Source organism: Spirosoma sp. KCTC 42546 (assembly GCF_006965485.1).
Taxonomy (GTDB): Bacteria; Bacteroidota; Bacteroidia; order Cytophagales; family Spirosomataceae; genus Spirosoma.
The window spans coordinates 2,862,853-2,876,859 of record NZ_CP041360.1 but is presented as its reverse complement, the minus strand read 5'-3'; the positions used below and the strand labels follow the sequence as shown (position 1 = coordinate 2,876,859).

Here is a 14,007-nt window from a genome sequence, read left to right as displayed (position 1 = left end):
ATGATGAATGATGAATGATGCTGGCGCTAGATTCATTATTCATCCGCACGGGTGGACCCTATTCATTCAATACCGCCAGCTTTTTAAGTCGGCTCCCTTTGGTGCAGACTCTTCGATACGTTTCAGGATTTTATCTACGTACATCGTATTGTAGCGTAATCGGCTAATGTAATTGGGCTGCGTAGGGTCGCCATTCCAGCAATGCTCGGCCCGGTCGCCATAGGCTACTTCGCTAGCAGCCGAGGGATTTTTAACAGTTTTCAGAAAATCCTCCATCAAATAGACTGCATTGTTGAGATAATAATTATCCATGTCTCCGCAGTAAATATGAATCTTACCGGCCACTTTTGGACCTAGTGTTTTCCAGTCACGCTTCAGAATATGCATCAGGTCGTAGTGCTCACGCCAATAAGCTGCAACGGTTGGATCAATTTCGCCAGTTAGTTTATTCCAGACTCGTTTGGGGTAACCGTCTGCACCAACAGGCGAGTAAACGGCCTCCCAAATATCGAATTGATCGCCCGAGCGATTATGGGTACCGATCACCAGTTCGCGGTGGTTGGTTTCCTCCATGGTTACCTTCACCTGGCCCAGGTAGTTACGCTGGCTAGGGCGCGGTGTCCGTCGAAATGGGCCTTCAGAATAATACGCGTTTTTGTCTTTATACAGGTTAAATACCGTATAGGCATCGAACGCAATGGGGTCAGGGCAAGCCGCAAAACAGCCATTGAACTCGTCCGGATAAAACACCTGCGCAGCCAAAGCCTCCCAACCACCGGTTGAACCACCATAAGTAAATCGTGCCCAACCCTGCCCTATGCCTCTAAACCGCTTTTCAATTTCGGGCAGGAGCTCATACATAATGGCGTCGCCATAGGGGCCGAGATTTTCGGAGTTGACCGCGTACGAATCATCGTAATACGGATTAGCATGCTGGATTTCGACAATCAGCATGCGCGGAAACTCCTTGCTTGTCCATTTTTTATAGAAATCATAGGCTTCCTGTGCCACAATTTTCTTATATCCGTGGATATGAAACCGCTCGATGTAATCAGTCGTATCCATATTGGCAGGTGGTGGCGTTTCACTAAAGCCATCGAAATCAGCAGGAAAATGGCCATGAAATAAGCAGAGTGGGTATTTGCTATCAGGATGTTCATCGAATCCGGCGGGTAGCAAAATATTGGCCCCTACGTACATGGGGCGCCCCCAGAATTCGGTCAGGCGTTTACTCTGGATTTTAATGTGCTTAATAAATTTCGTGTCTTTCGGTTCGGGAATGGCTGGGTTTACCTGATCCATCACTACAGCGAACGACTGTTTCGCGCCTGATTTAATGTTGATCTTCTGGGGCTTGCTGAACAGATTGCCCGGAGCAGTGCGCCAGTTCTGCCCCTCTCCCCTATCCATCGGCAATTTAACGGTGTGACCATCACTACGGTTGAAGGTTTCATACTTATGCAGAACCGCCTGCACATAGTAATCACCCGGTACAAGGTCTTTCAAACTTCGTTTCGGATAACCGAATGCGCTGGCATCGACTATAGTAGCTTGTCCAGGTTTCAGCCCATTGACATCTATGCCGAATAATTGAGCCGTTTCGACTGCATCACTGACTTGCTGACGGGGTTCAGGTTTATTGGTTTTGGCTAGAATAAGCAAGACGCGTCCATCGATAGCCTGGGTTGACTGTGTTGCGGGGAAAGTAACCGAGAAGGTAACAGGGCCTACAGTTGGCTGGGCTATAGCAACAACGGAGAGCAACCCAAGTAAGATGAGTAGCGGATATTTCATGAGGAAGTTCAGGTTGATTGTCAGCAGGTAAGATACTGAATTTACTAGTATCAACGAGGCTTCCTGGTAATTTTAGCTAAAAAATAGCACTCCTACACTAGTGCTTTGGTAAAATAGATTCTAGCAGATCCTATAAATTCTTTTGATCCTATTGGCATTGATTATCAACACGATAGAATCAAAAGAATCTATAGGATCTAAGTTAGATAAGTCCTGCTTAACGTTTCTATAGATTCCTAGCGACTAAGAATTTCGTTTCGGCAGCGACAAGTACAATGCAGTTAGGACTAGGGCTTAGTATAAATGGAATTGGGACAGTCGCAATTACTAATTTTCGTACCGTTCCAATAAAAACGTCGACTCGTACCCCAGGCCGTTGGAGGCCCATACTCTCCTGTAAAGGTTAGTCCGCTTTCAGCAAGTCGAAAGTCTATATCTCGCTCGGGTTCAATGCCCCATTTTCCACGTACCCGTTTACCTTCTTCTACCTGCCCAGTCAATGTTCCCGTTGTATTTTCTAAAGTATCCCACCATATACCGCTGATAGTACCGTCTGCATTCACGTTGATTTGCATCGGTATTTCCCTCCTAATTATGTCATCTTTGATAGGATCGTCCTTCCCCCTTGATCTGGCATATTCTGTTTGCCAACAACCTGTAAACGAGACCTTTTCTCGCGAAAGAGGAGGGCAGCAAACACACTGCGAGAGTACCACTGTAAACACTAGCAGTACATAAAAAGGCACTTTTTGTGTAAATAAATCCTGCGGTTTCATAGCTGTGAGAGTTTGCTGATTAGTGATTCCGTATGATTCTTGCATCATGTAGTCCACCCATTAACGAATCGATTTTTCCGATTTTTATCTGATCGGAATTCATTGCATCCGTCAAAATAATCCGGCTGGGGCCTTCGATTCGGGACGAGAAAGCAGTTTGCCTTTTCTGTCCGTTACTGATCGATTCAACCGTAATTTTAGCCTCAACAGGGTCACCGCCTGCCATGAAGTCAATCTGTCGTAAACCTGGTTCGAGATGTACTTCGAGTGGTGCATTTGTGGTAGCAGCAATGCCTGTGACTGAAACACGTAGCACATCACCTTTGGCACCTAATTGGTTGTATGCTTCCAGCATAACCTGCTTATTCCGCTGGGTTTCCAGAAGAACCCGATTATCAATTGTTCCAAAATCTCTGGTGTTAATTTTTCCGATCTCACCTGTCGAAATAGCACTACTCAATTGCAGGCCCATAAAGGGCTGTTTCAGGTAATAAGCCAGGTTTCCATTTTTATTTCCAATGAAATTATGGGTAAAATTCCGGCTAGTTATAAGAGGGTTTACGACAGATCCAATCGTACCAATGCCCTGGCTAAGTGGCGCATTTAACGCCAGTGAAGCATGTTTTGACAGTATAGACAGATCTTTCCGGGAAAAAGTCGCAACCTTGGTCAGGACCTGTTCGCTGGCAACAGCAGGCAACAATCTTCGAACCGATGATGACTCCATTTGCCGCAGAAACAACTCACCCTGGAAGGCACCGGAGCCATAGGTGCCTTTATACGACACAAACTTATTTTTAAGTGATTTTATCTGCCCAGATGTATCATTGACGCCATTTATATCCTTACCTGATTCATCTGTAAGAGATACGGTAGTAGCGGCATCGCCAACAAAAACTAGAAGTGCTCCCTTAAAAAGTGAGAACAGATCAGACATAGGGGTTCGGGTCCGGTGGTTCAATACACTAAATGGCGTATAGTGCAGTCGACCACCGTTCCATGCCCCACCTGTATACGTATTCCCCGCCGAATATCGGAACGTATTAGCCGCCGGATCAATGTAAATCGTTTGGATGAAATTCTGAAAATTGGGGTCAAAACAACGGATTTCCCAATTCCCAGTAGCCGGTCGGCGCCACTCAATGGGTAGAATACAATGAGGTGCTCCCGTAAAGTCATAATTTTGGGCCAATGAGATCACCGGGTCCATACCCCGGTTAAAACAATCCCACGACTGATTAAATACCGAAACAGGATCGTGTGTTCTACCGGATAAGAACTGGCCTACAAACCAGTAAATCTGGTCGGCCCCACATTGATAAATGTGCTTTACATTGAAGTCGTTCTCAACGGAGTTCCAGTTTGTAAACCGTTTAAGTGGAGCGCCAAGGCGGCTGTTGCCTTTCTGAGCATAGATTGCTTCCAGAGACATACCAAAACAATTTCCCTTGCTGGCAGCCCCTTTTACAAATAACTCATAATAGAGCGCCTTAAGACCATTGTCAATAAAACCCAGATCCAGCCCAATCTCAAAATCGGGATCTACGTCTGAAAACGCTTCCGCATACTCATGCGAATCAACCGTTGGTGTTGCTGTATTTGATACCCCAAAAAAGTCACGGGGGGCATTAGGAAGTTGCTCCGGCTTAATCGACCAACGGAGGTCATTTACCCAGGGCCCAATAGCGCCAGCCGAAAAAAGCCCGTCTCTACTTTCCCGTAATCCCCATGCGTTACTGATTGAGAGATTTTTGCTTAGCGTCCCAAGCTGCGTGTTTCCTCCTCCAAAGATGTTTCCAGAATCGGTTTCCCAGATAACTGTCTCAAATTTTAGCTGCGCATTTGGGTCGTTTGGTACGATCCTGTATGGGATCGTGTAATTCATATCGAACCGATTGGCGCTCGGGTAATGTGTGGTTCCTTCCGGAATCTTTCGCTCAAAAACGGTACGTCCATTCGTACTGATCTTGAGTTGCGCATAAATATCATTTTGACCATCCAAATCACCTACAATTGGTGCCCAATCCCGATCTTCTTCTTTCGTATCGAGGCTCCCCAGCGCAATTTTAAACGGATAGCAGATGTGAATTTCCCCATTAAACCAGGTAATACAACCGTTCTCAAAGGTGTTGTACCGGGCTGGGCCCTCCACACCAGGAATATCTTCTTCTGATGAAATTGGAAACCCCAACTGCCCCAATGGCCCCTGGAGTTGATTACGGTAGGTCTCCCGAATATCACCATAAACAACGTGTGCCCCTGTAGCCGGACTCCAGTAAATTGTGCAGTTCTCAAAACTGCTGAATTTACCGATCACGGAATTTCCCTGCCGAACATCCGATTCATGAGAAACCGGGTAGCCCCACCGTTCTATACCACCCGTTGCTTCAAATTTGGCAAGAATATCTCCGTGAACTTCAAAGGCATTAGATAGCCCATCTTTGGCATACATCTTACCGGACTGAAATGTTTGCTGTACCCCATCACGAATGAACTCTGCTTTGCGAATTGGCAAACCGATAGCGGATCGTCCTTCGCCCAGGACTTCGTAATCCAGATACAATTGACCGGTCACGGGTTGTGCTCCCGTACCCGCCGACCAATAAATAGCTCCTTTTTCAAAGTAATTCTTTCGGCTTCCAGGCTGCGCTCCATTGATTTCATCACTCACTATTGGCCCTAGCGCATAGCGTAAATTGGCGTCGTTTTTATAGAGTTCATAAATAGCGCCATAAATGTCAAAGGCTGCACCTACCAACGAATTGAACATAATCTGACCATGCTCAAAGGGTTGGACTACACACCGGCTGGCCGCATCGTAATAGAAATCGGCAGTACGGCCTCCCATATTCAACTGAGGTCGAATTGCATTGTATTTTAATGTAAGGAACCATTCGGGCGAAGTTCGTCTGGCATCAAGCAGCGCTTCCAAGGCCATCGGAATACCCGAGTAGAGTTCTAACCCAGCCATGTCACCCAGAAATTGATAGCGAACCCCATCAACCCAAGTTCCTATAAAAAGCCGGTCTCCACTGCCACCTGCTATATTACCATTAGGGAAAGCGGTTACAGCCAATACAGTCCCGTCAACCAGCACGGCCAGTGTATCCAGGTCGTAAATAACGTCAACCAGATACCACTGATTAAGTGCTAGCGTAAGGCGATTAACTGTACTGGCATATGCCCAGCCTACAGTTGTATCTTGAATGGCCGCAACAATGTTAAACGGATTTGGCGCTTGTCCCGGCTCCAGAAAAACAGCAAATGGTAACGCTGTTGATTCAATCAGATTCTGCCGCCCACTAACCGAAGCAGTTACTTTAAACAAAACACGAACACAGAATTGTTGTGGATTGACACTCCCTGGGGAAACCGTTACCGAAGCCCAGGATCCTACCCCAAACCGCAGAGCTTGGGAGCGATCACCTAAACGTGAATTACCTGGGCCTGCTACCTGTAGTAAATTGGTTGCTGCTGCCACCATACTACCGTTTGAATTAGCCAGCGTTGTGCTCTGGAAAGAGTAAGAAAGTACATTCGTTTCCATGAAAATGTAGAAATAGGTAGGGTTAAGACTTATAAAAAAGCTGTTGAAAAATCAGGCTCGCTTTCTGTGGAGTATCAATCAGGCAAATGATAGAATGCTTTTACAGTCTCGTAGTCGGTGTAGTCAACAGCGGCTTTACGGCCGTTTCTGAGATCATTAACAGGAATAACGACCACTCGAGTAGCTGTGAATGTTTCTGACCCGGTTCCCGATGTCCGGTTGATGTACAAGCGTATAGTACTTGAATTAACAGCGACATTGTAGGTTCGCCCTGAAAAAAGATTGGTTCCTGGCAACGAAATCCATACGGCATTAGACACATCCGTTCTGACATAGGTAAAGAAAGCAGAACCAGTAACCTGGGCCGAGGTCATTCCCGTTAAGTCATAGACAAGCTCTGTCCCTTTACTAACACGTGACCCATATACGACAGCCAGATGCTATCCCAAACACCTGGTCAGGAATCCGCTTTTTTACTTCAGCGGGTACCGGTGAAAGAAAAGTCACGGTATATTGTTGAGGAAAGGTCCCAATAACCGGTTGGCGTATATCGCCCACGCACATTCAGTGTTTTTCCATCGGCAGATGCCTGATCGTCGCGGTAATCATATCCATTCTGTTTCGCAGCAAGACAGCCAGAACAATTTCCGGTCAATACCAATTGGTAATTCGTACCCGAAAATCCGACGGACGAAATGTAGAGTTTACCATAACTATCTTTTGTTTTTGTTACGGTAGCTTTAACTCCCTGAGTGATTTTACCATTATCGGCCATTGACCCGGTATACGTGCCTGCTGCATTGGCAAGCGGGTCGGGGGTTACAGGGGTATTCTCTTCCTGTTTACAAGCAGAGAAGAAGTTACCAATCAACATAAACAACAGGATAACATGGAGTCTGCGTTGATTTTTCTCCAAATACTGGATCGTTATTGTATGCATTTTCATAAAGAGGTGGAATAGTAGCGGAAAGCTTTGCTTTTAATTGACTCTGTTCTGTTAGTCGCGCTTTGGGAATTGCCGGAAACACTTCTTCTGATTTTTTTTTGAAAACCCTAATTTTCTTGTACTTTACAGCCGCAAAATCCACGCTATGAGCCTTTTTTCCAGACACTTGCCGGATACCGACATTATCGCTGGGATACGCCTGGGTGGATTGACCCGTACCTCCGCCGAAAACCGACTTTATACAAAATACCTTTCTTTTATTCGTAGCGGTGTACGAAAACACCAACTCTCCGAGGATGATTGCGCTACAGCCTATGCGGACGCAGTATTAGCCGTAATAGAGCACATTGGCAATGGGCGTTTTGAGGGCAAGTCCGAGCTCAAAACGTATCTCTATCAGATTTTTACAAATAAATGTGTTGACCTAATCCGAAAAAAAACGACTAATCGGCAGCAGGTACACAACGCTGTTTCACTTGACGATACATTCCTACAACTACCCGACCCGGCCCGATCGGTTGTCCAGCAGTTGATGGAGCAGGCTGAGCAGGAGCGGCTTCATCAACAGTTACGTAATCTTGGCGATAAGTGTCAGCAAATGCTATTAGCCTGGGGAGAAGGTTATTCCGACGAAGAAATAGCGCAACGAATGGGTTACAATACATCTTCGGTTGCCAAAACCAGTCGGCTTCGGTGCCTGGAGCGGTTGCGGGAAGCTTATAATCTGACGAAAAAATGAACGACCTGGAAACGATTGAAAACTATTTTGCGGGTCAGTTACCAGATGTCGAAAAAACACGTTTCGAGCAGCAGATTGTGGCCGATCCTGATCTGGCCGAAGCCGTTTCATTTTATGTGCAGGCCAAGCAGATGGCCCGCTCCGAAGCGCTGGATCAACGAAAGACAGAATGGGCTGCCTTGCGACAACAGGAAGCTCAGGCCAGTCGCCGGGTATGGATGCCTATTGCGTATGCAGCAGCTGCCTGCGTGCTGTTAGTACTGGGGTTCTTTTTGTTCTGGCCCCAACCCTCTACCAAACAACTGGCCAACCAGTACATTCAGGATCACCTGACCACCCTATCTGTAACGATGGGTAGCCAGCCTGATAGTCTGCAACTAGCCTCGCAAGCGTACAATGAAGGCCAATTTGATGCTGCTGAAGCCATTGTACTAGCTAAGCTAACGCGCGACTCTACCAACTCCGACTTCCTAAAAATAGCAGGTCTTGTTTCCCTCCGGCAAGGAAATTACGACCAAGCCATTGTGCAGTTCCATCGTCTGGGTCAACGTACTGAATTACGGGCAAACCCCGGCCTGTTCTACGAAGCGCTGGCCTATTTGAAACGAAGCCAGCCAACGGATAAAGTAACCGCCCGGCAATTGCTGCAAACGGTAATCGATCAGAATCTGGAAGGCAGAAAGGGGGCTAAAGAGCTAATTGAAAAATTATAAACCTACGTTAACCACTCTACACCATGGCAAAAAATCTATCCTTCAGTATTCTGAATGAATTTCAGAAACCTCTTATTCCTGGTTTACCGATTGGAGACCCAACAAAGATTACTATCAAAATAAAAGACCCAATTGACATTCTTGGAAAAACCAAACCAATACCTGATTCCGTCGCCGATACTCCTGATGAAAAATGGCTTCAAGTGAGGAAGCTCTTAGGTCAATGGGCCCCAGTGGAATCTATTCCTAAATTTAAGAATGTATATGCGATTCCTTATCAGAAAATTCTGATTGTAAAGAAAAGTAGCTCAGACTTTTCGGCAGAAGGCAATACCGCTCCGATAACTTTTTTTCCTTACGGAGAAGCTCCACGTCTCATTGATGTGCGTGTACTGCGCGTTTGCGAATTTGATAACCCTGATGATGAATATGGCGAACCTACTGTTACGGTGTTGATCGAATGGAAAAAACAGAATCCAGCTTTTGGCCGTTTTGACCACTCAGACATTGTCTCATCATCACAAACGGATAATCTTGTCATACAAGACCCACCTTATAGCCAACCTGGCCCTCCTGTTACTGCTGCGCTCGAAGACACAACTCCAGATGGTTTTAGTGTACGGACAACTGATTTTAGTGCTGGCTCTCCCGAAGGAGATATTCAATTTAGCACAAGCTCAGATCCTGTAATTGCAGTGGTTGATACTGGCATAAAAACCTCGTTTGAATATCATTCACGGGCCAATGGTAGACTAAACATAACGGTTACCAATGAGTATCCCCCTCTAACTGGTTCTAACAGAAAACTTAAACTAGCTGAAGTTCCAAGAAACGACCAGTATAAAAAAGGTTACTGCTCTGTGACAGAGTATTTGCGAGCAAGTAAGGAATCTAAGCTGGCAAATGTTGCAGAAGACCGTCCTTATGTAGACGTTACAGAGTATACCCCTCTTACTTCAATTACCAAGACCGATATTAAGAAATCTCCCTACGATGATCATTTGCTCCATAAAGTATATAAGGACAAGCATGAGATGAAAGGTCGTCATGGGACCACGATTTCTGCCCTTATTAATCAAAAAAGCAATACGTATACTGTTTATCAGGAGGATACACCAACTACTTATAACCTTGATTCGACTACGGCAATATTACCCGTAAAGGTTTTTAACCAGGGAGGCAATGGAACCCTATTTGATGTACTATGTGGGCTTACGTATGTATTAGATTGCCACCAGGTATGTCCTTCAATCAAGGTAGTCAATTTAAGTTTCGCCGGGATTTTGCATCAGGAATCTTATTCTATTTTACGTAATAAATTTGTTTGCCTTAACAATAGGGGTATTTGGGCAATAGCAGCAGCGGGAAACAGAGGTAAGGAACTAATTGTAAACTTTACTCCTGGTTTTGTTCCAATGGACAATCAAGAGTTAAACTTGTTTCCAGCTTGTTTCAGTAACGATAAGGGATTAAATGTAATTACGGTCACAAGCGTTCATGTGGTATCCTATAAAATCATTCATCGATTATCGAAAAAACGCCAACATATAGTTTGGCCCTTAACCCCTCAAAAGCACACAGCCATTCTTAATACGCTGAATATACCATGGCGTGCTTTTACTATTGTGCCAGCTTCTTATGAAGCAATTCATAATTACTCAAAAGATTTTGTCAATGTAGGTGTAGTAGGGCCTTTTGATCATGTCTTTAAGTATGCGACTAAAAGCCCAGATTTGCATGCTACATCATTTACTGCCGCCTTGTTTTCGGCCAAACTGGCTGCCTATCTAAAAAATAATCCGACAGCTACCAGAGCACAGGCGCTGGCAGATCTAACGTTTACTGGTACTATTGAGCACGATGGAATTCAGGAAGGTCGGCTCATTCACTACACCTAGAAATTTATATGATTCGCTGGGGTTGGTTACTCATTTTGTGTACTTCTTTCGGGGCATCCAGCAGGGCGCAATGCCCCGAAAGAAGTTCTTTTTATGAGTTATTACAAAAAATATCAGCCAGGCAACCCGTTAATCAGCAACAATCTGCTCTGCACAATTGGTTAATTAATTGGAAAAAATGCTATCCGGCAACGGACTCAACCTATGCAAGCGCACTTATTCAACTAGGACTAGCTGAATTTTATGAGGGGAAATATCCGCAGGCGATAGCCACAACCAACTTGGTTCTACCCCTGTACAGGCAGTCTTATACGGCACTCAAAGCGAGCGATCTAGTCAAAGTCTATTACCGGATCGGCGTTTACTATAGCAGCAATGACAATAGCGCTAAAGCGATATATTTTCTCCAGCGCGCCATTAAGCTTGGCAAGGATAATAAGGAGGCTAAACGTTTTGTAGCCAATAGTCATTTATATCTAATCTACGCCTATTTGCTCAAGGGTGATTTTGAGCGTGCATTGCTTCATGCTGATGTAGGAGGTAATTTGGCCCTGTCAGTCAACGATACAATAACTTCAGCTAAAATCTGGGAGCAAAAAGCGCAGGTATTGAGCGAATTACATCGCTATCAGGAAGCACAGCTCGCTGTCGAAAAAGCAATTTCTTTGCTTCAAAATTACCCCCAGCTTTGGTTTTCGGTGGCCAATCAGCATCGGCTCTTAGGTACTATTCTACGTGCCCTCGGCCAGCCTGCCAACGAATTAAAAGAATTAGAAATAGCTTATCAGATTGCAAAAAAAAATCAGCATGCCAATCTTTCTGACTTTTTAAACAGCATTGGGCATCACTACTTTAAGGATAAAAATTACCAAAAAGCTATTTACTATTATCAGCAAGGGCTAACTATCGACAAAAGTCAATTCAGCAAAATTAACCTTCTCGATCGCCTAGGGTTAACATATGCAAAACTTGGCGACTATTCTCGGGCATACCGACTCTATCAGCAGGGATTCAATTCGTTATTACCTGACTATAAAGGTGCTACTATGGGTTCGCTACCTGACGCACGTAAGATTCGCCAGGTAGCCCAAAAAAATTCACTACTACTTCTTGTCCAGGACAAAGCCGATACCTGGCTCGAATGGGCCAAAAGCACAGGCAATAATCCCGACCGGCTCCGAAATGCCCAGAAAACCTATGCCTTAGCCGATTCTATGATCGAGTTTATGCGTTGGGAACATACCGGTCAACAATCAAAGCTATTCTGGCGTGACAAAACACATCGGCTTTATGAATCAGCGATTGAAACCTGTTTTCTGCTCCATGATGCCACCAGTGCATTTCGGTTCATCGAAAAAAGCCGGGCTGTTCTGCTCAACGACAAACTGAACGAACTGGGTGCCAACCGACAGCTTACCCCCAGTCAGGTAGCGGAAGAGCAGCGGCTTCGACAGCGTGTAACTGATTGGCAGTCAAAATTATCCGGCGAAAAACACGGCACAAGTACGTATACAAAAGCGCTTGATAGCCTGCATAGCACACAGGAAGCGCAGGAAACGTTTGTCCATCAATTAGAGCACACCAATCCAGCCTATTACCGCTATAAATACAACAATGATGTAATTTCACTCACGCAGGTACAGCAGCATCTGGCGGATCAAAAGGCATCCTTGGTAACCTATTTCTTGGGTGACAGCAGTTTGTATGCACTGGGGGTCACCCCAGGCAGCACAAAACTGATACACCTGTCAGCAGCAGTCTACACAAAACAGGCCAGCGAACTTCTGGCACTAAATGCCAGTTCCGAAGCACAGAATAAACAGTTTACGCATTACCTAACGGTATCCAACCAACTTTACCAGCAGTTACTAAAACCGTTAGCCCTCGTGCCAGGGCGCGTTATTGTATCGCCTGATGGCGTGTTGCTACCATTTGAGGCCTTAAGCACATCGGCCAGTCGACCCGATTTTCTAATTCACCAATATGCTTTTAGTTACGCTTATTCGCTAAATCAGCTCTTCAAGGAAATGCGCTCTCAGTCAGGGCATTGGTTCGGCCGATCACAGTCGTTTCTGGGAATGGCTCCCGTTCATTTTTCGGCCAACCTGAATCAGGTACCGCTGGCTGGGTCCGATGCGGCCCTTACCCGAATTGGCAATCGGTTTTCGTCGGCCAGCCTACTTACTGGGCATGATGCTACCCGGCAGGCATTCGGGCAACAGATTCGTGATCATCAAGTTATTCAGCTCTTCACCCATGCCGAAGCTGATAGCACCGGACTTGAACCAGCACTGTTCTTCACCGACTCGATACTTCGGCTGTCAGAATTGACAAGCGCCGAATTACTTCCTGTTGAATTAGTGGGGCTATCGGCCTGTAAAACCGGGGTAGGTGCCCACCAGCGGGGCGAGGGCGTATTCAGTCTGGCTCGTGGCTTTGCTTCACTGGGCGTTCCAAGCATACTCACTACCCTATGGAATGTAGAGAGCCAGGCCACGTATGACCTGACCGAACGGTTCTACGCCAAACTAGCCGAGGGACTGCCTAAAGACCTCGCCCTTCAGCAAGCCAAACTCGATTACTTAGCCAACGTTGATTTATCAGGTCAGTTGCCGAATCGGTGGGCAGGGCTGCTACTGGTTGGCAATACTACTCCACTACAAACGAGTCCGAAGCTGCGTGTCTGGAGTATTGGCCTGATTATTATTGCCTTAGGCAGTGTCTGGTGGTGGTTTCGTCGGCGAAAACGCCCGCCCCAACCCTACTGATACACGCGTACATAATCTACTTCCATACGCTGCGGCCAGATGCTTTCGTCAACACCTTTCTGGCCTCCCCAGTTACCACCTACGGCTACGTTTAAGATCAGGTAAAATGGCTGCTCGAAAGGCCATTGCGCTACCTCGCTCCCCAACACCGATTTCTGTACAGTATAGTATTTCTGATCGTCAACAAAGAAATCGATCTGATCAGGCGTCCACTCTATGGCATACAGATGAAAGGCGGTTGACACATTCTTGATGGATATAGCTTTCCCTTTCTCCGTTTTCTTAGCGTGGTTATAAGCTTCGGTATGGATGGTTCCGTGAACAACGCCTTCATCGAAACCAACGTGTTCCATAATATCGATTTCGCCGGAGCGTGGCCAGCCTACTGTCGAGATATCAGAACCCAGCATCCAAATAGCGGGCCAGGTACCGCGCCCGGCAGGCAACTTAGCCAAGGCCTCAATCCGGCCATGTTTCCACTCCACTTTACCCCGGGTCAGCAGACGGGCCGATGTATAATTTTTACCCTCATAGGCTTCTTTTCGAGCTTCGATAATGAGTTTCCCATTTTCAATACGGGCATTTTCAAGTCGTTTCGCGGTATAGTATTCGAGTTCATTATTCCCCCAACCGTTGCCCCCTACATCATACCCCCATTTTGTTGAGTCGGGTAGACCATTCACATTAAATTCGTCAGACCAGATAAGTTTGGGCACCACGACACTATTCGTTTTAGCATCCGGTATGATCACATCAGGGCTTTTGCAGGCAAGTAAAATCGCAATCGCAAAAGTCTTCAGCAGCAAAAGGTTTTTCATCGGGCAAG

At 45.9% G+C, this 14,007-nt stretch carries 10 protein-coding genes; 4 read left to right on the top strand and 6 right to left on the bottom strand.

Annotated features, from left to right (window positions below; genetic code table 11):
• Positions 1–66: 66 nt before the first annotated feature.
• The 5 genes from EXU85_RS11525 to EXU85_RS11505 all read right to left on the bottom strand — a co-directional run bounded on the left by EXU85_RS11525 (position 67) and on the right by EXU85_RS11505 (position 7,057).
• Positions 67–1,794 carry a hypothetical protein gene (locus EXU85_RS11525; RefSeq protein ID WP_142772224.1) on the bottom strand — a complete coding sequence of 576 codons (1,728 nt, stop codon included), beginning with the start codon at positions 1,792–1,794 and terminating at the stop codon, positions 67–69.
• 287 nt (positions 1,795–2,081) lie between these two features.
• Positions 2,082–2,369, bottom strand: coding sequence for a hypothetical protein (locus EXU85_RS11520; protein ID WP_142772223.1), 288 nt, complete (start codon positions 2,367–2,369; stop codon positions 2,082–2,084).
• A gap of 220 nt (positions 2,370–2,589) precedes the next feature.
• Positions 2,590–6,117: a LamG-like jellyroll fold domain-containing protein gene (locus EXU85_RS11515; RefSeq protein ID WP_142772222.1), complete on the bottom strand. Its 3,528-nt coding sequence runs from the start codon at positions 6,115–6,117 to the stop codon at positions 2,590–2,592.
• A 74-nt stretch (positions 6,118–6,191) separates the two neighbouring features.
• Positions 6,192–6,491: a hypothetical protein gene (locus tag EXU85_RS11510; protein ID WP_142772221.1), complete on the bottom strand. Its 300-nt coding sequence runs from the start codon at positions 6,489–6,491 to the stop codon at positions 6,192–6,194.
• Between the two features lie 104 nt (positions 6,492–6,595).
• Entirely contained in the window at positions 6,596–7,057 is a 462-nt protein-coding gene (locus EXU85_RS11505; RefSeq protein ID WP_168207770.1) for a hypothetical protein, read from the bottom strand.
• Between the two features lie 151 nt (positions 7,058–7,208).
• Between EXU85_RS11505 and EXU85_RS11500 the strand changes: the two genes are divergently transcribed.
• Genes EXU85_RS11500 through EXU85_RS11485 form a run of 4 tightly spaced genes read left to right on the top strand, consistent with a single transcriptional unit; the run spans position 7,209 to position 13,181 of the window.
• Positions 7,209–7,802 carry an RNA polymerase sigma factor gene (locus EXU85_RS11500; protein WP_142772219.1) on the top strand — a complete coding sequence of 198 codons (594 nt, stop codon included), beginning with the start codon at positions 7,209–7,211 and terminating at the stop codon, positions 7,800–7,802.
• A complete protein-coding gene (locus EXU85_RS11495; RefSeq protein WP_142772218.1) occupies positions 7,799–8,515 on the top strand; it encodes a hypothetical protein in 717 nt (238 codons plus the stop codon). The genes EXU85_RS11500 and EXU85_RS11495 overlap by 4 nt, the downstream gene beginning before the upstream one ends.
• Before the next feature lie 23 nt (positions 8,516–8,538).
• Complete coding sequence (locus EXU85_RS11490; RefSeq protein ID WP_142772217.1) at positions 8,539–10,413, top strand: S8 family serine peptidase; 1,875 nt, start codon at positions 8,539–8,541, stop codon at positions 10,411–10,413.
• Positions 10,414–10,421: 8 nt separating this feature from the next.
• The gene (locus tag EXU85_RS11485) at positions 10,422–13,181 is read left to right on the top strand and encodes a CHAT domain-containing tetratricopeptide repeat protein (protein ID WP_246859523.1); all 2,760 of its coding nucleotides are present in this window, start codon (positions 10,422–10,424) and stop codon (positions 13,179–13,181) included.
• On the opposite strand, the gene EXU85_RS11480 is transcribed toward EXU85_RS11485, so the two are convergent.
• Positions 13,175–13,999, bottom strand: a complete 825-nt coding sequence (locus tag EXU85_RS11480) for a family 16 glycosylhydrolase (protein ID WP_142772216.1) — start codon at positions 13,997–13,999, stop codon at positions 13,175–13,177. The two genes, EXU85_RS11485 and EXU85_RS11480, sit on opposite strands and share 7 nt — an antisense overlap.
• Positions 14,000–14,007: the final 8 nt, after the last annotated feature.